A 25,240-nucleotide genomic window follows, 5' to 3' on the forward strand; every position below is an offset into this window, starting at 1 on the left:
CGATGCCGGGGCTTTTTTGTGTCTCCTGTGCGGGCCTCTTCGCGGCTAAAGCCGCTCCTACAAGGTCCTGCACAGGCCTTGAGAGCGGCGGGGTCCATGTAGGAGCGGCTTTAGCCGCGAAGAGGCCAGTGCAGGCAACCTCAAATCACGAACAAATCGACAAACCTGTGCACCGCCATCTGCTCCAGCTGTTGCTGGTCCTTGCACAGCTCGAAAATCTGCTGACAGCGCTGCCGCGCAAAACGCGTCGCCAGGTTGGCCCTGAACTTGGCCTCCAGCAATGGAATGCCCTCCTCCCGCCGCCGCCGATGCCCGATCGGGTACTCCACCACCACTTGCTCGGTACTGCTGCCGTCCTTGAAAAACACCTGTATGGCATTGGCGATCGAGCGCTTGTCCGGCTCCAGATACTCTCGGCTGAAGCGCGGATCTTCCACCACTTCCATCTTCTCGCGCAGGCGATCGATGCTCGGGTGGTTGGCATGGAAGGCATCTTCATAATGTTCGGCCTGCAAATGGCCGAAAATCAGCGGCACGGCCACCATGTACTGCAGGCAATGATCGCGATCGGCGGCGTTGGCCAACGCACCACTCTTGGAGATGATGCGAATCGCCGACTCCTGGGTGGTGATGACGATACGGTCGACTTCATGCAGGCGGTTACGCACTTTCGGGTGCAGGGTTACTGCCGCCTCGCAAGCGGTCTGGGCGTGGAACTCGGCGGGAAAACTGACCTTGAACAACACGTTTTCCATCACATAGCTGCCCAATGCTTGCGGCACACGCAGCTCCTGCTGCCCGACAGGCTTGAGCGCCAGGTCCTTGTTGGTGTGGCTGAACAACACGTCATAGAAGCCCCACTGCGGCGCCGTGAGCACACCCGGCACGCCCATCTCGCCGCGCAGGGCGATATCGGCCAGGCGCACACCACGGCTGGAGGCGTCGCCGGCGGCCCAGGACTTGCGCGAACCGGCATTGGGCGCATGGCGATAAGTGCGTAGCGCCTGGCCATCGACGAAGGCATGCGACAACGCAGAAAGCATCTGCTCAGGGTTGGCGCCCATCAGCCTGGCGCATACCGCCGTCGAAGCAACCTTGACCAGAATCACGTGGTCGAGGCCGACGCGGTTGAAGGCGTTTTCCAGCGCCAGCACACCCTGGACCTCATGAGCCATGACCATGGCAGCGAGTACATCGCGCATCAGCAGCGGTTGTTCGCCAGCCGCTACGCGCTTTTGCGACAGGTGATCGGCAACGGCCAGGATGCCGCCGAGGTTGTCCGAAGGGTGCGCCCATTCGGCGGCCAGCCAGGTGTCGTTGTAGTCCAGCCAGCGCACGGTGCAACCAATGTCCCAGGCGGCCTTGACCGGGTCCAGGCGGTAGGCGGTACCAGGGACGCGGGCGCCATTGGGTACTACGGTGCCTTCGACCAGGGGGCCGAGCAGTTTGGTGCATTCCGGGAAGCGCAAGGCCAGCAGGCCGCAGCCGAGGGTGTCCATCAGGCAGTTGCGCGCGGTGTCCAGGGCTTCGGCGGATTCGACCTGGTAGTCGAGGGCGTAGTCAGCGAGGGTTTGCAGTACCCGGTCGTAGTCCGGGCGGTTGTTGAGGTCCACGTTGGCGCTCATATCCAGCTCCCTTCAGAATAGCCAGGGCTGCTGTGCAGCCCATCGCGACACAAGGCCGCTCCTACAGGTATCGCGTGCCCTTGTAGGAGCGGCCTTGTGTCGCGATGGGCCGCACAGCGGCCCCAACGAACTAAAGCCGAGCGCCAGTGGTGCGTTAGAAGCTATCGCCAGGCACGCGAACCCAGCCTTCCATCAGCACGCGAGCACTGCGGCTCATGATTGCCTTGGTCACCGTCCACTGGCCATTCACCTGGCGTGCCTCGGCCCCTACCCGCAGGGTGCCCGAGGGGTGGCCGAAACGCACGGCGCTGCGCTCGCCCCCGCCCGCGGCGAGGTTGACCAGCGTGCCTGGAATGGCCGCGGCGGTGCCGATCGCCACCGCCGCCGTGCCCATCATGGCATGGTGCAGCTTGCCCATCGACAAGGCGCGCACCAGCAGGTCGATATCACCCGCCTGCACCGCCTTGCCACTGGACGCAGTGTAGGTGCTCGGCGGCGCAACGAAGGCCACTTTCGGCGTGTGCTGACGCCCGGCAGCCTGGTCGACGTTGTCGATCAGGCCCATGCGCACAGCGCCGTAGGCACGAATGGTCTCAAAGCGCAGCAGCGCCTGCAGGTCGCCATTGATGGCATCCTGCAGTTCCGTGCCGGTGTAACCGATATCGGCAGCGTTGACGAAAATGGTCGGGATGCCGGCATTGATCAAGGTCGCCTTGAAGGTGCCGACACCCGGCACCTCCAGGTCATCGACCAGCTTGCCGGTGGGGAACATTGCACCGCCGTCGCCCTCTTCGTCAGCGGCCGGGTCAAGGAACTCCAGTTGCACTTCGGCCGCCGGGAAGGTTACCCCGTCCAGTTCGAAATCGCCGGTCTCCTGCACTTCGCCCTCAGTGATTGGCACATGGGCGATGATGGTCTTGCCAATGTTGGCCTGCCAGATGCGCACGGTGGCAACACCGTTGCGCGGAATGCGCGCCGGGTCGACCAAGCCGCTGCTGATGGCGAACGAACCTACGGCAGCCGACAGGTTGCCGCAGTTGCCGCTCCAGTCGACGAAGGCCTTGTCGATGCTGACCTGGCCGAACAGGTAGTCGACATCGTGTTCGGGCTTGATGCTTTGCGACAGGATCACGGTCTTGCTGGTGCTGGAGGTGGCGCCGCCCATGCCGTCGATCTGCTTGCCGTAGGGGTCGGGGCTGCCGATGACCCGCAGCAGCAATGCGTCGCGGGCGGGGCCTGGGATTTGTGCCTGCTCGGGCAGGTCTTGCAGGCGGAAGAACACGCCTTTGCTGGTACCGCCACGGATGTAGGTGGCAGGGATCTTGATTTGAGGTGCGTGTGCCATTGGTGTGCTGTCCTTTGTGAGTATGCAAAAACCATGGGGCCGCTTTGCGGCCCATTCGCGGGACAAGCCCGCTCCTACACGGATCGCACAATGCTCAAAACCTGCGCTGCCCCTTGTAGGAGCGGGTTTACCCGCGAATGCGCCCGACCAGACAACAATGTTGTACCTGCTGACGCATTCGCGGGTGAACCCGCTCCTACATGGGTCAGGCGCTGGCTTCGACGAAGTCCTGAGCAAAGCGCTGCAGCACCCCACCCGCCTCGTAGATCGACACTTCCTCACCGGTATCCAGGCGGCAGGTCACGGGTACTTCCAGGCGCTCGCCGTTGGCACGGGTTACCACCAGAGTCAGGGTCGCCCGCGGGGTACGCGCCCCCAGCACGTCATAGGTCTCGCTGCCATCCAGGCCCAAGGTCTTGCGGTCGGTGCCCGGCGTGAACTCCAGCGGCAACACGCCCATGCCCACCAGGTTGGTGCGGTGAATGCGCTCGAAGCCTTCGGCGACGATGGCCTCGACACCGGCCAGGCGCACGCCCTTGGCCGCCCAGTCACGCGACGAGCCCTGGCCGTAGTCGGCACCGGCCACGATGATCAGCGGCTGCTTGCGCTGCATGTAGGTCTCGATGGCCTCCCACATGCGGGTGACCTTGCCTTCCGGCTCTAGCCGCGTCAGCGAGCCCTGCCTCACGCTGCCGTCGTCCTTGCGTACCATTTCGTTGAACAGCTTGGGGTTGGCAAAGGTAGCGCGCTGGGCGGTCAGGTGGTCACCACGGTGGGTGGCGTACGAGTTGAAGTCCTCTTCCGGCAGGCCCATTTTCGCCAGGTATTCGCCGGCGGCGCTGTCGAGCATGATGGCGTTGGACGGCGACAGGTGGTCAGTGGTGATGTTGTCCGGCAGCACCGCCAGCGGGCGCATGCCACGCAGGGTGCGCTCACCGGCCAAGGCACCTTCCCAATAGGGCGGGCGGCGGATATAGGTGCTCATCGGGCGCCATTCATACAGCGGCGCGACCTTCGGCCCGCGGTCTTCCTCGATGGCGAACATCGGGATGTACACCTTGCGGAACTGCTCCGGCTTGACCGCGGCACGTACCACGGCGTCGATCTCTTCGTCGCTGGGCCAGATGTCCTTGAGGCGGATTTCCTTGCCATCGACCACGCCCAGCACATCCTTCTCGATGTCAAAGCGGATGGTACCGGCGATCGCGTAGGCCACCACCAGCGGCGGCGAAGCGAGGAATGCCTGCTTGGCGTAAGGGTGGATACGCCCGTCGAAGTTGCGGTTACCCGACAGCACGGCGGTGGCGTAGAGGTCGCGGTCGATGATCTCTTGCTGGATCACCGGGTCGAGCGCGCCCGACATGCCGTTGCAAGTGGTGCAGGCGAAAGCGACGATGCCAAAGCCGAGCTGCTCCAGTTCCTTCTCCAGGCCGGCCTCTTCCAGGTACAGCTGTACCGCCTTGGAACCCGGTGCCAGCGACGACTTGACCCACGGCTTGCGGGTCAGGCCCAGTTTGTTGGCATTGCGCGCAATCAGGCCTGCGGCAATCACGTTGCGCGGGTTGCTGGTGTTGGTGCAGCTGGTGATGGCGGCAATGATCACGGCGCCATCAGGCATTTGCCCCGGCACCTCTTCCCAGCTGCCGGCGATGCCTTTGGCTGCCAAGTCGCTGGTGGCCACGCGGGCATGCGGGTTGGACGGGCCGGCCATGTTGCGCACCACGCTCGACAGGTCGAAGCTCAGGGTGCGCTCGTAGACAGCGCCAGCCAGGCTGTCTGCCCACAGGCCAGTGGCCTTGGCATAGGTTTCCACCAGCTTGACCTGCTGTTCTTCGCGGCCAGTCAGGCGCAGGTAGTCGATGGTTTGCTGGTCGATAGCGAACATCGCCGCCGTCGCGCCGTATTCCGGCGCCATGTTGGAGATGGTGGCGCGGTCGCCCAGGGTCAGGGCGCGGGCGCCTTCACCGTGGAACTCCAGGTAAGCACCCACCACTTTCTGCTTGCGCAGGAATTCGGTCAGGGCCAGCACCAGGTCGGTGGCGGTGATGTTCGGCGCCAGCTTGCCGGTCAGCTCGACGCCGATGATTTCCGGAAGGCGTATCCACGAGGCGCGGCCGAGCATCACGTTTTCGGCTTCCAGGCCGCCAACACCAATGGCAATCACGCCCAGCGCGTCTACGTGCGGGGTGTGGCTGTCGGTGCCGACGCAGGTGTCGGGGTAGGCCACGCCACGGTCGTTGTGGATCACCGGCGACATTTTCTCCAGGTTGATCTGGTGCATGATGCCGTTGCCCGGCTGGATCACATCAACGTTCTTGAACGCCTTCTTGGTCCAGTTGATGAAGTGGAAGCGGTCCTCGTTGCGGCGGTCTTCGATGGCGCGGTTCTTGTCGAAGGCTTGCGGGTCAAAGCCGCCGCATTCGACGGCCAGCGAGTGGTCGACGATCAGCTGTACCGGCACCACCGGGTTGACCTGGGCCGGGTCGCCGCCTTTGTCTGCAATGGCGTCACGCAGGCCGGCGAGGTCGACCAAGGCCGTCTGGCCGAGGATGTCGTGGCACACCACGCGCGCCGGGAACCACGGGAAATCGAGGTCGCGCTTGCGCTCGATCAGCTGGCTGAGCGAGGCGTCGAGGGTAGCCGGGTCGCAGCGGCGCACCAGGTTTTCGGCGAGCACGCGGGAGGTGTAAGGCAGGCCATCGTAGGCGCCGGGCTTGATCGCCTCGACCGCCGCGCGGGCATCGAAGTAGTCCAGGTCGGTGCCTGGCAGGTGCTTGCGGTATGCAGTGTTCATAGGGTTATCAGGCTCGGTCACGGTATTCGGTATGCAGGTCTGGCCATTGGGGGCGCTACGCACCCCTTTCGCGACGCAAGGCCGCTCCCACAGGTACGGCGCCGTCCCTGTGGGAGCGGCCTTGTGTCGCGATAGGGCTGCGCAGCAGCCCCGGCGATCTATGCCTTAGCGCTGCTCGATCGGCACGAACTGGCGCTGCTCGACGCCGACATACTCGGCGCTCGGGCGGATGATGCGGTTGTTGGCGCGCTGTTCGAAGACGTGCGCTGCCCAGCCGGTCAGGCGCGAGCAGACGAAAATTGGGGTGAACAGCTTGGTCGGGATGCCCATGAAGTGGTACGCCGAGGCATGGTAGAAGTCGGCGTTGGGGAACAGGCGTTTCTGCTCCCACATGGTCTTGTCGATGGCTTCGGAAACCGGGTACAGCACCTTGTCACCGACTTCGTCGGCCAGTTGCTTCGACCAGCCCTTGATCACCTCGTTGCGCGGGTCGGACTCTTTGTAGATGGCATGGCCAAAGCCCATGATCTTGTCCTTGCGCTCGAGCATGCGCAGCAGCTCGGCAGTGGCCTCCTGCGGGCTCTGGAAGCGCTCGATCAGCTCCATGGCTGCTTCGTTGGCGCCGCCGTGCAACGGGCCGCGCAGCGAACCGATGGCCGCGGTAACGCAGGAATACAGGTCGGACAAGGTCGAGGCGCAGACGCGGGCGGTGAAGGTCGAGGCGTTGAACTCGTGCTCGGCGTAGAGAATCAGTGACACGTTCATGACCTTGACGTGCAGCTCGCTCGGCTTCTTGCCGTGCAGCAGGTGCAGGAAGTGGCCGCCGAGGGTGTCTTCATCACTGGTGCAATCGATGCGCACGCCATGGTGGGTGAAGCGGTACCAGTAGCACATCACCGCCGGGAACAGCGCCAGCAGGCGGTCGGTCTTGTCGCGCTGGGCTTCGAAGGTCAGTTCGGGCTCCAGGGTACCGAGCACCGAGCAACCGGTGCGCATCACGTCCATCGGGTGGGCATCACGAGGGATGCGCTCAAGCACTTCCTTCAGGGCTTGCGGCAGGTCGCGCAGCCCCTTCAGCTTGTGCCTGTATTCGGTCAGCTCGGCCTGGGTTGGCAGCTCGCCGTACAGCAGCAGGTAGGCGACTTCTTCGAATTCGGCCCCGGCGGCCAGGTCGCGCACGTCGTAACCGCGGTAGGTCAGCCCGGCACCGGCTTGGCCCACGGTCGACAGTGCCGTCTGGCCAGCCACCTGGCCGCGCAGGCCTGCGCCACTGAGTACTTTTGCTTCGGCCATGGTGTTTCTCCTTTCTTGAATTTGTTATGGGAATCTGGCTAATCGTTGAAACCTGGGCCGGCCTCTTCGCGGGTAAACCCGCTCCTACAGACCTGTGCAGGACCTTGTAGGAGCGGCTTTAGCCGCGAAGAGGCCGGCACAGGCACCATCACTTACCCTTTCTTCTGCGCAAACAGCGCATCAAGGCTTTGCTCAAAGGCGTGGTAACCAATGGCATCGTAGAGTTCCATGCGGGTCTGCATGGTGTCGATCACGTTCTTCTGCGTACCGTCGCGGCGCAGCGCGGCGTACACGTTTTCGGCCGCCTTGTTCATGGCGCGAAACGCCGACAGCGGGTACAGCACCAGCGACACGTCGACCGAGGCCAGCTCTTCGGTGGTGTACAGCGGCGTGGCGCCGAACTCGGTGATGTTGGCCAGGATCGGGGCCTTCACCCGGTCAGCGAAGGTCTTGTACATCTGCAGTTCGGTAATGGCTTCCGGGAAAATCATGTCGGCGCCAGCCTCGATGCAGGCCTCGGCACGGTCCAGGGCGGCGTTCAGGCCTTCGACGGCCAGGGCGTCGGTGCGCGCCATGATCACGAAGCTGTCGTCGGTACGGGCATCGACGGCGGCCTTGATGCGGTCGACCATTTCCTGCTGGGTGACGATTTCCTTGTTCGGGCGGTGGCCGCAACGCTTGGCACCGACCTGGTCCTCGATATGGATGGCAGCAGCGCCGAACTTGCTCATCGAGCGCACGGTACGGGCCACGTTGAAGGCCGAAGCACCAAAGCCGGTGTCGACATCCACCAGCAATGGCACGTCGCACACGTCGGTGATGCGGCGCACGTCGGTGAGCACATCGTCCAGGCCACTGATGCCCAGGTCCGGCAGGCCCAGGGAGCCTGCGGCCACGCCGCCACCGGACAGGTAGATGGCCTTGAAGCCGGCGCGCTTGGCCAGCAAGGCATGGTTGGCGTTGATGGCGCCAACCACCTGCAGCGGGTGTTCAGCGGCTACGGCATCGCGGAAACGCTGACCTGGGGTGCTCTTCACAGTCATTTCTCACCTCGTGGGCTGTTGTTGTGAGCGTCCAGATAATGACGCTCGATATTGCGCTTGGACGCGCCGATGTGGCGGCGCATCAGGAGTTCGGCCAGTTCACCGTCACGGTCGGCGATGGCATCCAGAATGCGGTGATGCTCGGCAAAGGCCTGGCGTGGCCGATTGGGCGTGGCCGAAAACTGGATGCGGTACATGCGCACCAGTTGGTACAGCTCGCCGCAGAGCATCTTGACCAGGGTCTGGTTGCCACTACCCTGAATGATCCGGTAATGGAAGTCGTAGTCGCCTTCCTGCTGGTAATAGCCCAGGCCGGCCTGGAACGCGGCATCGCGCTCGTGGGTGTCGAGCACGCGGCGCAGCTCGTCGATTTCGGCCTGGCTCATGCGTTCGGCAGCCAGGCGGCAAGCCATGCCTTCCAGCGATTCGCGAATTTCGTACAGCTCGATCAGTTCGGCGTGGTTGAGCGACACCACCCGCGCGCCCACATGCGGCACGCGCACCAGCAGGCGCTGGCCCTCCAGGCGGTGGATGGCCTCGCGCAGCGGCCCACGGCTGATACCATAGGTGCGCGCCAGCTCTGGCTCGGAGATCTTGCTGCCGGGGGCGATTTCACCCTTGACGATGGCCGCCTGGATGCGCCGAAAGACGTTTTCGGACAAGGTTTCCGTTTCGTCTGTCAACACAGGGCTAAGGGTGGGAAGGTCTTGCATATTGTCGACACCTTGAAAATCTCTTCGCCAGAAATTAGCGAATTCAACCATTCAAGTCAAAGACAAAATCAATATTGTCGACAATCGTCTAAGAACGAACTAACGCTGGCCACGCGCTGTCAGATCGCGCACCGCTGGCGTCAAGACGTCGGCGTGATAGAATGCCGCGCCTCCGATGGGGTATGGATAGCCTGTCTGTCATACATTCATGCTTGTTGACAGATGAACGAGGAAGCTTGCGCAGTAGTTGCCAGTCACCTTGACCTGAACCTTGCCTAGAACCTTGCACTGCACCGCGCCAGGATTATGAGACTTACACCTGTTTTATTGCTGCTATGCCTCACCCTGCTGCCGGCCCTTGGCCACGCGGCGGGCAAGACCGTGTACGGTCTCAACGAATACGCACGCCTGGGCGACCTGGACCTGGAAGTGGCGGCCAAGCTCGATACCGGCGCCAAGACCGCATCGCTCAGCGCCCGCGACATCAAGCGCTTCAAGCGCAATGGTGAAAGCTGGGTGCGTTTCTACCTGGCGATCGATGCCGCCCATTCGCACCCGATCGAGCGGCCCCTGGCGCGCGTGAGCAAGATCAAGCGCCGGGCGGGCGATTATGATGCCGAATCCGGCAAGGCCTACACCGCCCGCCCGGTCATCGAACTCGAAATCTGCATGGGCCAGGCCTTGCGCACCATCGAAGTCAACCTCACCGACCGCAGCGCCTTCCAGTTCCCGCTGCTGATCGGTTCCGAGGCACTCAAGCACTTCGATGCGCTGGTTGACCCAAGCCTTAAATACGCGGCCGGCAAACCTGCCTGTGCCACCGACGCTCCCAAAGCAGAGTAATCCCGATGCGCTCTCTTACCCTCCATCTGAAAGTCCTGATCACCGTACTGGTGCTATTGGGCGTGGCGGTCACGGCTTATCAGATCTTCTTCCTCGGCATCCCGGTGACCGAAGATGAAACCGACGACCTGTGGAACATCGACGCCAAGGTCGAGTTCGTGGCCAGCACCAAGGACCCGGTCAAGGTGCAGATGTTCGTGCCGCCGCTGAACCGTGACTACGTCAGCCTCAACGAGAGCTTCATCTCCAACAACTACGGTGTCAGCGTCAACCGTGCCGATGGCAACCGCAAGGTGACCTGGTCGGCCCGCCGCGCCAACGGCAACCAGACCCTCTACTACCGCTTGGTGCTGACCAAGCGCTACAGCAACGAGAAGACCACGGTCAAAGGGCCGACCTTCCGTGACAGCCTGGCCATCGAAGGCCCGGAGAAGATCGCTGCCGAAGCGCTGATGGCCCCGATTCGCCAGCACTCGGCCGACGTCGAGACCTTTGTCAGCGAGACCATCAAGCGGGTCAACAACCTCAACGATGACAACGTCAAACTGCTGCTGGCGGGTGACACTTCGCCGATGAAGAAGGCCCAGGTCATCGACCTGCTGCTGTCGATTGCCCACGTGCCAATGGAGAAGGTGCACACCATCCGCCTGGTGGCCGACACTCCGCAAACCCCGGAGCTGTGGCTGCGCAGCTTCAACGGCAACGACTGGCTGTACTTCAACCCGGACACCGGTGAGCAAGGCCTGCCGAATGACCGCCTGCTGTGGTGGACCGGTGACGACAACCTGATCACCGTCGATGGCGGCAAAAAAGCCAACGTCACTTTCAGCATGAACAACAGCGAGATGAACGCCATCCGCCTGGCCAAGCTGACCGACGAGAACACCGACGCCGACTTCCTCGAATACTCGCTGTACAGCCTGCCGCTGCAAACCCAGCAAACCTTCATGATCATGGTCATGATCCCGATCGGCGTGCTGGTAATCCTGATCTTGCGCAACCTGATCGGCATCCAGACCCTGGGTACCTTTACCCCGGTGCTGATCGCACTGGCCTTCCGCGAAACGCAACTGGGCTTCGGTATCGTGCTGTTCACGGTGATCACAGCCCTGGGCCTGTCGCTACGCTCATACCTGGAGCACCTGAAGCTGCAGATGCTGCCACGCCTGTCGGTGGTACTGACCTTTGTCGTGGTACTGATCGCGGCCATCAGCCTGTTCAGCCACAAGCTGGGCCTTGAGCGCGGGCTTTCGGTGGCACTGTTCCCGATGGTGATCCTGACCATGACCATCGAGCGCCTGTCGATCACCTGGGAAGAGCGTGGCGGTGGCCATGCCATGAAAGTGGCCATCGGCACCCTGTTCGCCGCCTCGCTGGCGCACCTGCTGATGATGGTGCCGGAGCTGGTGTACTTCGTGTTCACCTTCCCGGCCGTGCTGCTGATTCTGGTGGGCTTCATGCTGGCGATGGGCCGTTACCGCGGCTACCGCCTGACTGAGCTGATGCGCTTCAAGGCATTCGTGAAGAAGGCGGACGCCTGATGTTTGGCCTGATCAAGACGTGGAAGGCCCTGGAAGCCCGGGGCATCATGGGGATCAACCGGCGTAACGCGGACTATGTGCTGAAGTACAACAAGCGCAGCCTGTACCCGATCGTCGACGACAAGATCATCACCAAGGAACGCGCGCTGGCGGCCGGCATCCATGTACCGGAAATGTACGGCATCATCGAGACCGAAAAAGAGATCGAGAAGCTCGACCAGATTATCGGCGGGCGCAACGACTTCGTCATCAAGCCCGCGCAAGGCGCTGGCGGTGACGGCATCCTGGTGATTGCCGACCGTTTCGAAGACCGCTACCGCACAGTGTCGGGCAAGATCATCAGCCACGAAGAAATCGAGCACCAGATTTCCAGCATCCTCACCGGACTGTACTCGCTGGGCGGGCACCGCGACCGCGCGCTGATCGAGTACCGGGTGACCCCGGACCAGATCTTCAAGAGCATCAGCTATGAAGGCGTGCCGGACATCCGCATCATCGTGCTGATGGGCTACCCGGTAATGGCCATGCTGCGCCTGCCGACCCGCCAGTCCGGCGGCAAGGCCAACCTGCACCAGGGTGCCATCGGTGTGGGCGTCGACCTGGCCACCGGGGTCACCCTGCGCGGCACCTGGCTGAACAACATCATCAGCAAGCACCCGGACACCACCAATGCGGTGGACGGCGTGCAACTGCCGAACTGGGACGGTTTCATGAAGCTGGCCGCCGGCTGCTATGAACTGTGCGGGCTGGGCTATATCGGCGTGGACATGGTGCTGGACCAGGAGAAAGGCCCGCTGATCCTGGAGCTGAACGCCCGCCCGGGGCTGAACATCCAGATTGCCAACGACTGTGGGCTGACCCAGCGCACCCATGCCATCGAGGCGCACATCGAGGCGCTGGCCAAGGAAGGTGTTACCGAGGATGCCGAGCAGCGGGTTCGGGTGGCACAGGGGTTGTTCGGGCACGTGCTTCCGGGCTGACCCTCAAGCTAGCGTCCTACAGGAACGTCACATTCTTCGAAGCCTGTGATGTCTCCTGTGGGAGCGGGTTTAACCCGCGAACACCGGCGCAGCCGGCGCCATACACCGCGTCATATTCTTCGCGGGTAAACCCGCTCCCACAGGGCTAGGCGCTTTTCCTGCACAGGTCTACAATCGCCCTCCTCGCTTTTACATCGCCGTCCACACTGATGCCGACCTGTACACTTCACCCCCTGCCTTACCAGCCCGACCCAGCCGCCTATTTCGCACGCCTGCGCCAGGCCCCCGGCGCGATCCTGCTCGACAGCGCCCGCCCCGGTGCCGAGCGCGGCCGCTTCGACCTGCTTAGCGCCTGGCCCCTGCTGCACCTACAAGCACAGCCAGAAGAGGATGGCCGCGCCTTCCTCCAGCGCCTGCGCGACGGGCTGGCACAGTTGGGCCACGCCGATTTGCCCGGTGGCATACAACTGCCCTTCGCCGGCGGCCTGATCGGCTACCTGAGCTACGACTTCGGTCGCCGCCTGGAACACCTGCCAAGCCTGGCCGTGGACGACCTCGGCCTGCCCGATGCGCAGCTGGGCCTATATGCCTGGGCACTGGTCAGCGACCACCTGCTCGGCACCAGCCAACTGGTGTTCCACCCAAGCCTGGCAGGCACTGAGCGCCATCGCCTGGTCAGTCTGTTCGACGCCGGCCAGCAATCCGAGACCGGCGATTTCCAGTTGCTCGCGCCGATGACCGGCGACCTGCAACCCGAGCAGTACAAGGCTAGGTTCGACCGAGTACAGCGCTACATCCAGGCCGGCGACTGCTACCAGATCAACCTCACCCAGCGCTTTCGCGCGCCTTGCCAAGGCGACCCGTGGCGCGCCTACCAGGCACTGCGCCAGGCCTGCCCGACGCCATTTTCCGGCTACCAGCAACTGGCCGATGGCAGCGCTTTGCTGAGCTTTTCGCCCGAGCGCTTCATCCGCGTCAGCCAAGGCCAGGTGGAAACCCGGCCGATCAAGGGCACGCGCCCGCGCGCCAGCGACCCGGCCGAAGACCAGCGCAATGCCGAGGAGCTGTTGCACAGCCCCAAGGACCGCTCGGAAAACCTGATGATCGTCGACCTGCTGCGCAACGACCTGGGGCGCACCTGCGAGATCGGCTCGGTGAAGGTGCCAGAGCTGTTCAGCCTGGAGAGCTACCCCAATGTTCATCACCTGGTCAGCAGCATCACCGGCCAGCTGGCCAGCGACAAGGATGCCCTCGACCTGATTGGCGACAGCTTCCCTGGCGGCTCGATCACTGGCGCGCCGAAGATCCGTGCCATGCAGATCATCGACGAGCTGGAGCCAGCGCGCCGGGCGTTGTACTGCGGCTCGTTGCTGTACATGGACGTGCGCGGCGAAATGGACAGTTCGATTGCCATTCGCAGCCTGCTGGTCAAGGACGGGCAAGTCAGCTGCTGGGGTGGCGGTGCGGTGGTGGCTGATTCCGACTGGCAGGCTGAATATGAAGAATCGATCGCCAAGGTGCGGGTGTTGATGCAGACCTTGCAAGGTTTGTAGACCGCGAAGCAGGCGCCGCCGACGCTAAGCCCGTCTAGCCCGCGATTTTTTGTTACCATCACCCCACTACGAGCGCACAGCGCCACAGCCAAGATGGAAACCGCCTGATGAGCCAACCCTTCGACGTCGCCGCCCTGGCCGCGACGTATGCCAACAAGTCCCCGCAGGACATCCTCAAGCTCGCCTTCGAGCACTTCGGTGACGACCTGTGGATTTCCTTCAGCGGCGCCGAAGACGTGGTGCTGGTCGACATGGCCTGGAAGCTGAACAAGCAGGTCAAGGTGTTCAGCCTCGACACCGGCCGCCTGCACCCGGAGACCTACCGGTTCATCGACCAGGTACGCGAGCAGTACAAGCTGCCGATCGAAATCCTCAGCCCTGACCGCGACAAGCTCGACCCGTTCGTCAAGGACAAGGGCCTGTTCAGCTTCTACAAGGACGGCCATGGCGAATGCTGCGGCATCCGCAAGATCGAGCCGCTGCGTCGCAAGCTGGCTACCGTAAGCGCCTGGGCCACCGGCCAGCGCCGCGACCAGAGCCCGGGCACCCGCAGCCAAGTGGCGGCACTGGAAATCGACAGCGCCTTCTCCACGCCGGAGCGCACGCTGTACAAGTTCAACCCGCTGGCACAAATGAGCAGCGCAGAAGTGTGGGGTTATATCCGCATGCTGGAGCTGCCGTACAACAGCCTGCATGAGCGTGGCTTTATCAGCATCGGCTGCGAGCCATGCACCCGGCCGGTGCTGCCGAACCAGCATGAGCGCGAGGGGCGCTGGTGGTGGGAAGAGTCGACGCAAAAGGAGTGCGGGTTGCACGCGGGCAACCTGATCAGCAAGGCTTGAGATTGCCGGGGCCGCTTCGCGCCTCATCGCGACACAAGGCCGCTCCTGCAGGAGATCGCATAACCCTGTAGGAGCGGCCTTGTGTCGCGATGGGGCGCAAAGCGGCCCCCTGCAATTTCGGATCAGTGCACCGGCAGATCAACCCCTTCGAACAGCTCTTCCAGCTCCTGCTTGTTATGGCACTGAATGGCTTTGGCCATCACCTCACGGGTCAGGTGCGGGGCGAACTTCTCGATGAAGTCGCACATGAAACCACGCAGGAAAGTGCCACGGCGGAAGCCGATCTTGGTAATGCTGGCTTCGAACAGCTCGCTGGCATCCAGTGCCACCAGGTCACTGTCGAGCTTGGCGTCTACCGCCATGCCGGCCACGATGCCCACACCCAGCCCCAGGCGCACGTAGGTCTTGATCACGTCGGCATCGGCTGCGGTGAACACCACTTTCGGCGTCAGGCCGCGGTGGTTGAAGGCTTCGTCCAGCTTCGAGCGCCCGGTAAAACCGAACACGTAGGTAACGATCGGGTATTCGGCAACGGCTTCCAGCGTCAGCTTTGGCAGCTTGGCCAACGGGTGACCTTGGGGCACCACCACGCAGCGGTTCCACTTGTAGCACGGCATCATGATCAGGTCGCCGAACAACTCCAGCGCCTCGGTGGCGATGGCGAAGTCGACCGTACCGTCTGCGGCCATTTCGGCAATCTGCATCGGCGAACCTTGGTGCATGTGCAGGGACACTTCCGGGTACTGCTTGATAAAGCTGCTGATCACCGGCGGCAACGCGTAGCGCGCCTGGGTGTGGGTGGTGGCGATGGACAGCGTGCCCTTCTTCTCGTTGGAGAACTCCTGGGCAATCTGCTTGATGCTCTCGACCTTGCGCAGGATCTCGCCGGCCGTATTGATGATGCGCTCACCCGCCGGGGTTACCCGGGTCAGGTGCTTGCCGCTACGGGCAAAAACCTCGACACCCAGCTCATCTTCGAGCAGGCGGATCTGCTTGCTGATACCTGGCTGGGAGGTATACAGGCTCTGCGCCGTCGCGGAGACGTTGAGGTCATGGTGCGCCACTTCCCAGATGTAGCGCAGTTGTTGAAGCTTCATAGATTCCCCTCGGTTCAGCGATGAGTCCGCAGCAGCAGGCAGCGACGATATATAACTATATTAGTGGTTCTGGAAATAAATCTAGAACTATTTTGTTACCTGCCTCGGAAATGGCCTACGGCCAGCTTCATGATTTCCTACGTCCTAAATGCTGCGCCAACGGCACCATGTACACCGGCACCGGTGACAGCTGCAGCAACCGCACCGCCGTACGCCCCAGCGGCACATCCACGCCGGCACCGGCGCTGTGACTGCCGAAAATCAGCAGGTCGACGCTGAGCCGTTGTGCCTGGTCAAGAATCACCTGCGCCGGGTCGCCCTGGCGTACCCGCACCGCCTTGATCACTGCCAGGTCGGCCTCCTCGCCCAGTTCATCGCGAAAACTTTCCAGCACGCGTTGTTCTATGTTTGCCATCACCGTGTTGACGCCTTGGCTGTGCAACTGGTCGAGTGTCTGCTCATCGAGGTAGCTTTGCAGGAGGGATTCGGCGAACTGGCCCATCGGTTCGACCGCATGGATCACATACAACTCGGCGCCGAAGGTACGCGCCAGCGCCAGCGCGTGCTGCATGACAAAAGGGGCGTAGACACCGAGGTCAGTGGCGTACAGCATGGAGCGGATCATTCGACCTCCTTGACTGCCGCAACGGCAGAGCAAGCTTCAGCTTAGCAGCGCGCCAGACCCACGCTTTGCCGTCTGGCGCACTGCTGGCGGGGGCTTGGAGCCAAGCACGCCCTTAGCCGGGGCGGTCGCTGCTGTCGATGAAACCTAGCGCCTGATACAGCATTTCCATGCGCGGCAAGCTGCAGCCGGCCGCCCGTGCCTGTGCCAGCGGCTCGGCATAGATGGCCTGCAGTTCCAGCGGGCGTTTATGGGCATGGTCGTGGTACATGCTGGGCCAGTAATCGGGCATGCGCTCGGTCAACTGGAACAGGTGCTCGGCATAACCCTCGGGCAATACGTGCCCACATGCCGCTGCGCCCTGCACCACCTCGGCCATCAGGGCCTGGATCAGCTCCCGGCTATGGCCGTCAGCCATCAGCGGCGTGGTGCTGGCACCGAGCAGTACCGACAGGCCGTTGTAGGGTACGTTCCACACCAGCTTCTGCCAGCGCGCGAGCGCCAGGTTCGGCATGGCTTGCGAATCGATGCCGGCCGCCTGGAACAACCCGGCGCCTTCACTGACCAGTGCGGCGCCACCATCAGTGGCTGGCCCACTGTGATAACCCAGGTTCACAGCCCCCAGCGCCTGGTGACGGATCTCCCCCGGTGCCTGGCGGTTGACGCAGATGAAGCACAGCCCGCCGAGCAGGTGCATGTCGCTGCGCAAGGCCGGGCGCAGCTGCTCCTCCACGCCCAGGCCGTTCTGCAACAGCACCACCTTGGCCCCGGGCGCGGCGGCCTGGACGATCAACGGTGCCAGTTGATCGTTGCTGGTGGCCTTGGCCCCGATCAGCAGCCAGTCACAGGCCGGCATGTCGGCAGCGCTGGCGTACGCCTGCACGTTCAACTGCAGCGCGCCGTACACGGCACTGTCCAACGTCAGCCCTTGCTCACGCACCGCCTGGTACTCGCTGCGCAGCAGAAAATGCACATCGAAACCGGCCCGGGCCAGCATCAACCCATAAAAGCCGCCAATGGCGCCACTGCCGATGATGCCAATGCGTGGTGTGCGCGTGTGCATGCCGATCTCCAGCTATTTAAAGTCAGCACTCTTTTTACACAGGTTGCGCGGCGCTGGGCAGCCCATTTGCACTCAACCCTCTCTATCAGGGAAAAACCCCACCATGACGGGGCTCAGCCCATTGTCGCGCCACCTGTAACGCGCTAAGGTTCGGCTCCCCGCTGCGATTATTCTTGCTGCTGGGCCGCACGGGGATAGTTGGCGGCCGGCACCCGTGACCTGACGAGTAACACGATGGCTGATTTACCGATCGATGACTTGAACGTTGCCTCCAACGAGACCCTGATCACCCCAGATCAGCTCAAGAAGGAAATCCCCCTCAGCGCCAAGGCCCTGCAGACCGTGACTGCCGGCCGTGAAGTGGTGCGCAATATTCTCGACGGCAAGGACCATCGCCTGTTTGTCGTGGTCGGCCCTTGCTCTATCCATGACATCAAAGCCGCCCACGAATACGCCGAGCGCCTGAAAGTCCTGGCCGCGGAAGTGTCCGATACACTGTACCTGGTCATGCGCGTGTACTTCGAAAAACCGCGTACCACCGTCGGCTGGAAAGGCCTGATCAACGACCCGTACCTGGATGACTCGTTCAAGATCCAGGACGGCCTGCACATTGGCCGCCAGTTGCTGCTGGACCTGGCCGAAATGGGCCTGCCGACCGCCACTGAAGCGCTCGACCCGATCTCCCCGCAATACCTGCAGGACCTGATCAGCTGGTCGGCCATCGGCGCCCGCACCACCGAATCGCAAACCCACCGCGAGATGGCCTCCGGCCTGTCCTCTGCGGTTGGTTTCAAGAACGGCACCGACGGCGGCCTGACTGTTGCCATCAATGCCCTGCAGTCGGTGTCCAAGCCGCACCGCTTCCTGGGTATCAACCAGGAAGGCGGCGTGTCGATCGTCACCACCAAGGGCAACCCTTACGGCCACGTGGTACTGCGCGGCGGCAACGGCAAGCCGAACTATGACTCGGTCAGCGTTGCCCTGTGCGAACAGGACCTGGCCAAGGCCAAGATCAAGGCCAACATCATGGTCGATTGCAGCCACGCCAACTCCAACAAGGACCCGGCCCTGCAACCGCTGGTGATGGAAAACGTCGCCAACCAGATCCTCGAAGGCAACCAGTCGATCATCGGGCTGATGGTCGAAAGCCACCTGAACTGGGGCTGCCAGTCGATTCCAAAGAACCTGGAAGAGCTGCAGTACGGCGTGTCGATTACCGATTCCTGCATCGACTGGTCGGCGACCGAGAAGACCCTGCGCAGCATGCATGCCAAGTTGAAGGATGTGCTGCCGCAGCGTAAACGCGGCTGATTGCTGTAATAAAAAGCGGGGCCGCTACGCGCCCCGTTCTTTATTTACAGATTCAGGCCTTGCTCGAATGCCGCTGCTGGCGCTCCATGTAGCGCTCCACATACGAGCAGGAAGGGATCACCGTATAGCCCATCTGCTCGGCATACTCCAGCGCCCGCTCGGTCAGCGCAGCAGCAATTCCGCGGCCGCGAAGGGCGTTGGGCACGAAGGTGCGATAGATGTCCAGCGTCTGCTTGCCCAGATCCATGTACGTCAGATAGGCACGATGACCGTCCACAGTGGTCTCGAACTGATGACCGGCCTGGTCATGGTGGATGGTCAACGCTTCGCTCATCACTACTCCTCGCAGGTCTTCTTGGCAGACCCATACCTTCACCGATGGTGGTTAATCCGGCACAGAATCCTCTACGCCACCTGTTGCCCCTTCGACCACTGGACGATTGCAATCGTTCGGGTCTTCTGGCACTCACAAGATAGTAGGCGCGGCAAGCGGGATTGCTCAAGGTGGCAGCGGTTAAAAATGGCCAGAACGCCATCAGGGCGACTTTCCCCTGCCCGCCCTAACAGGCGCCGGATGCTCTAGGGCTTAAGACGCCAGAGGACAGTTAAAGTCACCCTTAGTTCACCAAAAAAGTTCCTGTACTACAATCGCTTGCGCACCCTGTACGTTTTTTTCACACCTACGTCGCAAATCTTGTCGGCGCGACGTCAAGCAACATTTTTTTTGCAGTTCTTGCGCTCAGTCAGTTTACTTACTACAAGTAATGAGTACTATGTACGCCGGCCAGTTTCTCTTTTCCGAGAGATGGCTATTTAATAGAAAGTCCTTGAAGGGGAACACGATGAACAACGTTCTGAAATTCTCTGCTCTGGCTCTGGCCGCAGTTCTGGCTACCGGTTGCAGCAGCGTATCCAAAGAAACCGAAGCTCGTCTGACTGCGACTGAAGACGCAGCAGCTCGCGCTCAAGCTCGTGCAGATGAAGCCTACCGTAAGGCTGACGACGCACTGGCAGCCGCTCAGAAGGCTCAGCAGACCGCTGACGAAGCCAACGAGCGCGCTCTGCGTATGCTGGACAAAGCCAGCCGCAAGTAATAATCCTCCCGGATTGTTATGAAGCCGACCCACTTGTGGGTCGGCTTTTTTATTGCCTGCGAACAACACCGGCGCACCTGGCAGATACGAAAAGGCCCGCACTAAGGCGGGCCTGGGTGTGTCGCAAATAGCTTACTGCAGTTCTGGCGGCATACTCGAAACCATCGGCGCAGCCCCCGGGTTCTCGACCGGCACGGCAATTTCTACCGGCATGCCATCTTCGGCTGCCACCACATCACGCACCATGTCCCAGTTCATACGCAGGTTGTTGGCCAGGTCCTCACGCTTGAGCAAGGCATTGATAACTGCTGTGTGCTTGTCGACCACCGACGGGTTGCCCTGGTCGTCCAGTGGCGTGTGCGCCTCCAGGTAGACCTTGCCGCCACTGATGCCGAACTTGTAAGGCTCGTTGATGATGCGCACTGGCGTACCCACCGGCACCATCTTCGACAGCTCCAGCACGTTGTTGTTGAGCATGCGGAAGCAACCGTGGCTAGTGCGCATGCCAATACCGAACTTCTTGTTCGAACCGTGGATCAGGTAGCCCGGCACGCCCAGGGTGAACTTGAACGGCCCCAGTGGGTTGTCCGGGCCTGCCGGCACCACCGCAGGCAGGATGTCACCGTCTGCCGCGTGCTCTTTGCGGATGGATGCGGGCGGCGTCCAGGTCGGGTTAGGCGTTTTGGCGGTGATCTTGGTGTTGGCGATCGGCGAGCCCCAGCCTTCGCGACCGATGCCCAGCGGGAAGGTGTACACCACGTTCTGGCCTTTCGGGTAGTAGTACAGGCGGTACTCGGCCAGGTTGATGACCACACCTTCACGCGGCCCTGGCGGCAGGATATAGCGGGTCGGCAGGATGATTTCGGTACCGGCGCCCGGCAGCCATGGGTCGACGCCCGGGTTGGCCGCGATCATTTCCAGGTAGCCGAGGTCGTTGGCTGTGCCGATGTCGGCGAAGGTGTCCTCGTACTTTGCCTGGATCGTATGCACCTGGCCGACGATGTCTTCACCGGGCGGTGGCAGTGGCAGCTCCAGCGCAGCAGCGGGGCCCGCTACCAGCAGGGCGGCCAGGGTCAGGCTACGGGTGACGGCAGGAAAGCGCGGCAACATCCGGTAAATCCTTCGAAAGGTGGGTCAAGAGGACCGATTGTACACCCACGCCGATGCAAGCGGGAGGCATTGGCGTGAAGCAAGCGTTTCAGTTGATGAAAGGTGGCTGGCGTTCAGCTGCCGTGCAGCTCCGGCCACACCGGGCGCATGCCGCGCCGCTGGGCATCGAGGATGGCACGGCACAGGTCGCACAGGCGGCCATCGCGGTAAATCGAACGCGGCACCCCCGACCAGCGCGGCTGCGCCGGCAGCAGGCCACCGCACAGGGTGCGATCGACCGGCACGCCCAGCTCAAGCTGGCGGGCCACGAGGTGGACGCGGATTTCCTGGCAGGCAAACAGGTCGAGCTGTTCATCAGGCTCGATCAGTTGGTAGGCGTACAGGGACCAGGCAGGGCGCGGCATCGGGGGCACTCGAAACGGGGGGCGCAACATTAGCCGAAAGCGGCCCCCGTTTAAAGCGTCAGAGCAAGGGTTTTATCGCCGGCCAGGCATTTTCCAGCAGTCGCTGCTGGGCACCCTGGGCCGGGTGGATGCCGTCGGCCTGCATCAGCTCGGGTACGCCCCCTACCCCGTCGAGAAAAAACGGCACCAACGGCACCTTCTGCTCTGCCGCCAACTGTTCATACACCTTGGCAAACGCCGTGGTGTAGCGCACGCCATAATTAGGTGGCAGGCGCATGCCCAGCAGCAGCACCTTGGCACCCGCCTGGCGGGCGCTTTCGATCATCGAGGCAAGATTTTGTTGCAATTGCGCCGGCGGCTGCCCGCGCAGGCCATCATTACCGCCCAGCTCCAGCACCACCAGGCTTGGCTTATGCGCTGCAAGCAGCGCCGGTAGCCGCGCCTGGCCACCTGCACTGGTATCGCCGCTGATCGACGCATTGATCACTTTATCGTCGAAACCTTCGTCCTTGAGCCGGGTCTGCAACAGAGACACCCAACCCTGGCGGCTATCCAGGCCAAAACCGGCGCTGATACTATCGCCAACAACCAGCAGTGTTCCCGCCGCCGCGCTCTGGGCCAGGCAATACAGGGCCAGACCGGCACTCAACCACCACACTCGCATCGGATTCTCCATGGGCCCCAGCATTCTCGTTGCGCAGAACCTTAGCAAAGTGGTCCCCAGCGCGGAAGGTGACCTGACCATCCTTCACGCACTCTCCCTTGACCTGGCCGAGGGCGACAGCCTGGCTATCGTCGGCGCCTCGGGCTCGGGCAAGTCGACCCTGCTCGGCCTGCTCGCAGGCCTCGACCAGCCCAGCGCCGGCAAGGTCATCCTTGCCGGCCACGACCTGGGGCCACTGGATGAAGACCAGCGCGCCCGGATACGCGCCGAGCATGTGGGCTTCGTGTTCCAGTCGTTCCAGCTGCTCGACAGCCTCAATGCCCTGGAAAACGTCATGCTGCCACTGGAGCTGGACGGCCGCCGCGATGCCCGCGAGCAGGCACGCACCCTGCTGGAGCGGGTCGGCCTGGGCAAGCGGCTGAGCCACACCCCGCGCCAGTTGTCGGGCGGCGAGCAGCAGCGGGTTGCCATCGCTCGCGCCTTTGCCGCCCAGCCCGCCGTGCTGTTCGCCGACGAGCCCACCGGCAACCTCGACAGCCATACCGGCGAGCGCATCAGTGACTTGCTGTTCGAGCTTAACAAGGAGCGCGGTACCACCCTGGTGCTGGTCACCCATGACGAACGCCTGGCCCGCCGCTGCCGGCGCCAGATCCGCCTGGACGCAGGCCGCCTCGTGGCGCCGGTGGAGGCCTGATGACCCACATGCCGCTGTCCCGCCTGTGCGGCCTGGCCCTGCGCCAGTTGCTGCGCGACATACGCGCCAGCGAAGTGCGCGTGCTGTTCTTTGCCCTGCTGGTGGCCGTGGCGGCCAGCACTGCCATCGGCTATTTCGGGGCGCGCCTCAATGGTGCCATGCAATTGCGCGCCAGCGAATTCCTCGGCGCCGACCTGGTGCTGCAGGGCAGCGCCCCGGCCCGTGAGCAACAGCTTGATGCCGGCAAGGCGCTGGGCTTGCGCCATGCTCAGGTGGTCGAGTTCACCAGCGTGGTCGGTGGTGACAATGGCATCCAGCTGTCCAGCGTCAAGGCGGCCGACGGCGCCTACCCGCTGCGTGGGCAAGTGCGCAGCGCCCCGGCGCCGTATGCCGCAGAAACCCCGGGTGGCGGCCCGGCGCCTGGCGAGGCGTGGGTCGAGCCACGCCTGCTGGCGGCACTGGGGCTGGCGATTGGCGACAGCATAGACGTCGGCATGAAAACCCTGCGCATGAGCCGCGTGCTCACCTATGAACCGGACCGCGCCAATAATTTCTACAGCCTCACCCCCCGGGTCATGATCAACCTGGCCGACCTGCAAGCCACCGGCGTGATCCAGCCCGGCAGCCGCGTAACCTACCGCGACCTGTGGCGGGGCGATACCGAAGCGCTGGCGCAGTACCGCCAGGCCGTGGAAAAAGACCTGGCGGCCAACCAGCGCTTGCGCGACACCCGCGATGGCAACCAGCAGATCGGCAGCGCCTTGGGCAAGGCCGAACGCTACCTGAACATGGCCAGCCTGGTGGCTGTGTTGCTGGCCGGCGTCGCCGTGGCCCTGTCGGCCAGCCGCTACGCCGCACGCCGCCTGGACGCCAGCGCCCTGCTGCGCTGCCTGGGCCTGTCGCGGCGCCAGGCCTTGGGCCTGTATTGCCTGCAACTGGCCATGCTCGGCTTGGTCGCCGCACTGGCCGGCGCCTTGCTCGGCTGGCTGGCCCAACTGGGCCTGTTCCGCCTGCTGCACGGCCTGTTACCCAGCGTGGTGCCTGCCGGTGGGGTTGTGCCGGCTTTGGCCGGTATCGCTACCGGGCTGGTGGCGCTGGCCGGTTTCGCCCTGCCGCCGATCGCGGCACTGGGCCAGGTGCCACCACTGCGCGTACTGCGCCGTGACCTGTTGCCGATACCGCCAAGCAGCTGGCTGGTTTATGGCGCTGCCCTGTTTGCCCTGGGCCTGATCATGTGGCGCCTGAGCCTCGACTTGCTGCTCACTTTTGCCTTGCTCGCTGGCGGCCTGGTCGCTGCGCTGCTGCTCGGCGGCCTGCTGTTGCTCGGCTTGCGCAGCCTGCGCCAACTGCTGGCCGGGGCGCCACTCACCTGGCGCCTGGGGCTGGGCCAACTGCTGCGCCACCCCATGGCGGCTGCTGGCCAGGCACTGGCCTTCGGCCTGATCCTGCTGGCCATGGCCCTGGTCGCCCTGCTGCGCGCAGAACTGCTCGACACCTGGCAAGCGCAGTTACCCAAGGATGCACCCAACCATTTCGCCCTGAATATTCTCCCGGATGACCGTGAACCGTTCGCTCGGCACCTGCAGCAAGTCAACGCCACGGCGGCGCCGCTGTACCCGGTGACACCCGGGCGCCTGGTGCAGATCAACCAGCAACCGGTACAACAGATCGTCAGCAAGGACTCTGCGGGTGAACGCGCCGTGCAGCGCGACCTCAGCCTGACCTGGGCCGCCGAATTGCCCGAGGGCAACCAACTGACTGCGGGTGACTGGTGGCAAGCCCTGCCAAGCGGGGACGAAATCCCCGGCGTGTCGGTAGAGGCAGAATTGGCCAGCAGCCTGAAACTGCAAATGGGCGACCTGCTCACCTTCGACATCGGCGGCCAGCAGCGCCAGGCGCGGGTCAGCAGCCTGCGCAGCGTGCACTGGGACAGCTTCCAGCCGAACTTCTACATGATCTTCCAGCCCGGCACGCTGCAAGGGCTGCCGACCACCTACCTCACCAGCTTCTACCTGGCAGCAGGGCATGACCTGGATGTGGTGGCACTGTCACGGGCATTCCCGGCGGTGACCATCCTGCAGGTGGACGCGCTGCTAGACCAGCTGCGCAGCATCCTCGCCCAGGTGACCCTGGCGGTGGAGTATGTGTTGCTGTTCGTGCTGGCGGCCGGGCTGGCGGTGCTGTTCGCCGGCTTGCAGGCGACACTGGACGAGCGCATTCGCCAGGGCGCCCTGCTGCGAGCACTGGGCGCCGCGCGGCCACTGCTGGTCAGGGCGCGACGGATCGAGTTCGGTTTGCTGGGGGCGGCTAGCGGGCTGTTGGCGGCGGTGGGGTGTGAGCTGATTACCCTGGTGCTGTACCGCTATGCGTTCGATTTGCAGTGGAGCCCGCATCCTTGGTTGCTGGTGCTGCCGCTGGCGGGGGCGCTGCTGGTGGGCGGCGCGGGAGTGCTGGGGACGCGGCGGGCGTTGAATGCCAGCCCGTTGGCAGTGTTGCGGGAAAGTTGAGGGGGTACCTGTGCGGGCCTCTTCGCGGGTAAACCCGCTCCCACAGGAGTTGTACAACCGTCGAGGATGATGCAGCACCTGTGGGAGCGGGTTTACCCGCGA

22 protein-coding genes are annotated in these 25,240 nt (G+C 63.2%); 9 read left to right on the forward strand and 13 right to left on the reverse strand.

Translation table 11 applies throughout. The features are described 5' to 3' along the window. Positions 1-140: 140 nt before the first annotated feature. From prpD to ACIP02_RS14500, 6 genes are all read right to left on the reverse strand, one after another. A complete protein-coding gene (gene prpD, locus ACIP02_RS14475; RefSeq protein WP_400617477.1) occupies positions 141-1,625 on the reverse strand; it encodes a 2-methylcitrate dehydratase in 1,485 nt (494 codons plus the stop codon). 154 nt (positions 1,626-1,779) lie between these two features. Then, positions 1,780-2,970 carry a 2-methylaconitate cis-trans isomerase PrpF gene (prpF, locus tag ACIP02_RS14480; protein ID WP_400617478.1) on the reverse strand — a complete coding sequence of 397 codons (1,191 nt, stop codon included), beginning with the start codon at positions 2,968-2,970 and terminating at the stop codon, positions 1,780-1,782. Positions 2,971-3,175: 205 nt separating this feature from the next. Further along, a complete protein-coding gene (gene acnD, locus ACIP02_RS14485) occupies positions 3,176-5,764 on the reverse strand; it encodes a Fe/S-dependent 2-methylisocitrate dehydratase AcnD (protein ID WP_400617479.1) in 2,589 nt (862 codons plus the stop codon). Positions 5,765-5,929: 165 nt separating this feature from the next. Beyond that, on the reverse strand, positions 5,930-7,057 hold the full coding sequence (gene prpC / locus ACIP02_RS14490; RefSeq protein WP_400617480.1) for a 2-methylcitrate synthase: 1,128 nt from the start codon (positions 7,055-7,057) through the stop codon (positions 5,930-5,932). Between the two features lie 152 nt (positions 7,058-7,209). Then, on the reverse strand, positions 7,210-8,100 hold the full coding sequence (gene prpB / locus ACIP02_RS14495) for a methylisocitrate lyase (RefSeq protein ID WP_201207226.1): 891 nt from the start codon (positions 8,098-8,100) through the stop codon (positions 7,210-7,212). Beyond that, on the reverse strand, positions 8,097-8,813 hold the full coding sequence (locus tag ACIP02_RS14500; RefSeq protein ID WP_400617481.1) for a GntR family transcriptional regulator: 717 nt from the start codon (positions 8,811-8,813) through the stop codon (positions 8,097-8,099). The genes prpB and ACIP02_RS14500 overlap by 4 nt, the downstream gene beginning before the upstream one ends. A 306-nt stretch (positions 8,814-9,119) precedes the next feature. Between ACIP02_RS14500 and ACIP02_RS14505 the strand changes: the two genes are divergently transcribed. The 5 genes from ACIP02_RS14505 to ACIP02_RS14525 all read left to right on the forward strand — a co-directional run bounded on the left by ACIP02_RS14505 (position 9,120) and on the right by ACIP02_RS14525 (position 14,572). Further along, entirely contained in the window at positions 9,120-9,656 is a 537-nt protein-coding gene (locus ACIP02_RS14505) for an ATP-dependent zinc protease (RefSeq protein ID WP_400617482.1), read from the forward strand. Positions 9,657-9,661: 5 nt separating this feature from the next. Beyond that, positions 9,662-11,197, forward strand: a complete 1,536-nt coding sequence (locus ACIP02_RS14510; RefSeq protein ID WP_400617483.1) for an inactive transglutaminase family protein — start codon at positions 9,662-9,664, stop codon at positions 11,195-11,197. Further along, positions 11,197-12,177 (forward strand): alpha-L-glutamate ligase-like protein, encoded by a 981-nt coding sequence (locus tag ACIP02_RS14515; protein WP_400617484.1) that lies wholly within the window; start codon positions 11,197-11,199, stop codon positions 12,175-12,177. Before ACIP02_RS14510 ends, ACIP02_RS14515 begins: the two co-directional genes overlap by 1 nt. Before the next feature lie 209 nt (positions 12,178-12,386). After that, positions 12,387-13,730 carry an aminodeoxychorismate synthase component I gene (gene pabB / locus ACIP02_RS14520; RefSeq protein ID WP_400617485.1) on the forward strand — a complete coding sequence of 448 codons (1,344 nt, stop codon included), beginning with the start codon at positions 12,387-12,389 and terminating at the stop codon, positions 13,728-13,730. 107 nt (positions 13,731-13,837) lie between these two features. Next, positions 13,838-14,572 (forward strand): phosphoadenylyl-sulfate reductase, encoded by a 735-nt coding sequence (locus ACIP02_RS14525; RefSeq protein ID WP_400617486.1) that lies wholly within the window; start codon positions 13,838-13,840, stop codon positions 14,570-14,572. 122 nt (positions 14,573-14,694) lie between these two features. Here the strand turns inward: ACIP02_RS14525 and cysB are convergent, their stop codons facing one another. The 3 genes from cysB to ACIP02_RS14540 form a co-directional block, all read right to left on the reverse strand. Continuing rightward, positions 14,695-15,669, reverse strand: coding sequence for an HTH-type transcriptional regulator CysB (gene cysB / locus ACIP02_RS14530; RefSeq protein ID WP_400617487.1), 975 nt, complete (start codon positions 15,667-15,669; stop codon positions 14,695-14,697). Between the two features lie 127 nt (positions 15,670-15,796). Further along, positions 15,797-16,294 carry a universal stress protein gene (locus tag ACIP02_RS14535; protein WP_110745005.1) on the reverse strand — a complete coding sequence of 166 codons (498 nt, stop codon included), beginning with the start codon at positions 16,292-16,294 and terminating at the stop codon, positions 15,797-15,799. Positions 16,295-16,406: 112 nt separating this feature from the next. Further along, entirely contained in the window at positions 16,407-17,354 is a 948-nt protein-coding gene (locus ACIP02_RS14540) for a putative 2-dehydropantoate 2-reductase (RefSeq protein WP_400617488.1), read from the reverse strand. A 234-nt stretch (positions 17,355-17,588) separates the two neighbouring features. Here ACIP02_RS14540 and ACIP02_RS14545 point away from each other — a divergent pair, with 234 nt between their 5' ends. Next, positions 17,589-18,665: a 3-deoxy-7-phosphoheptulonate synthase gene (locus ACIP02_RS14545; RefSeq protein ID WP_201207636.1), complete on the forward strand. Its 1,077-nt coding sequence runs from the start codon at positions 17,589-17,591 to the stop codon at positions 18,663-18,665. Positions 18,666-18,717: 52 nt separating this feature from the next. Here the strand turns inward: ACIP02_RS14545 and ACIP02_RS14550 are convergent, their stop codons facing one another. Then, positions 18,718-18,999 (reverse strand): GNAT family N-acetyltransferase, encoded by a 282-nt coding sequence (locus ACIP02_RS14550; protein WP_016500542.1) that lies wholly within the window; start codon positions 18,997-18,999, stop codon positions 18,718-18,720. 508 nt (positions 19,000-19,507) lie between these two features. Between ACIP02_RS14550 and oprI the strand changes: the two genes are divergently transcribed. After that, a complete protein-coding gene (gene oprI / locus ACIP02_RS14555) occupies positions 19,508-19,759 on the forward strand; it encodes an outer membrane lipoprotei OprI (protein WP_003259780.1) in 252 nt (83 codons plus the stop codon). Positions 19,760-19,891: 132 nt separating this feature from the next. Here the strand turns inward: oprI and ACIP02_RS14560 are convergent, their stop codons facing one another. The 3 genes from ACIP02_RS14560 to ACIP02_RS14570 form a co-directional block, all read right to left on the reverse strand. Beyond that, complete coding sequence (locus tag ACIP02_RS14560) at positions 19,892-20,869, reverse strand: L,D-transpeptidase family protein (RefSeq protein WP_400617489.1); 978 nt, start codon at positions 20,867-20,869, stop codon at positions 19,892-19,894. Between the two features lie 113 nt (positions 20,870-20,982). After that, positions 20,983-21,273, reverse strand: coding sequence for a hypothetical protein (locus ACIP02_RS14565; RefSeq protein ID WP_110745001.1), 291 nt, complete (start codon positions 21,271-21,273; stop codon positions 20,983-20,985). A 58-nt stretch (positions 21,274-21,331) separates the two neighbouring features. Next, a complete protein-coding gene (locus tag ACIP02_RS14570; RefSeq protein ID WP_400617490.1) occupies positions 21,332-21,937 on the reverse strand; it encodes an arylesterase in 606 nt (201 codons plus the stop codon). A gap of 10 nt (positions 21,938-21,947) precedes the next feature. Between ACIP02_RS14570 and ACIP02_RS14575 the strand changes: the two genes are divergently transcribed. Beyond that, positions 21,948-22,631, forward strand: a complete 684-nt coding sequence (locus ACIP02_RS14575) for an ABC transporter ATP-binding protein (RefSeq protein ID WP_400617491.1) — start codon at positions 21,948-21,950, stop codon at positions 22,629-22,631. Further along, entirely contained in the window at positions 22,631-25,138 is a 2,508-nt protein-coding gene (locus ACIP02_RS14580; protein WP_400617492.1) for an ABC transporter permease, read from the forward strand. Before ACIP02_RS14575 ends, ACIP02_RS14580 begins: the two co-directional genes overlap by 1 nt. Positions 25,139-25,240: the final 102 nt, after the last annotated feature.

Origin of the sequence: Pseudomonas sp. NPDC089408 (assembly GCF_044749445.1) — a bacterium.
Classification (GTDB): domain Bacteria; phylum Pseudomonadota; class Gammaproteobacteria; order Pseudomonadales; family Pseudomonadaceae; genus Aquipseudomonas.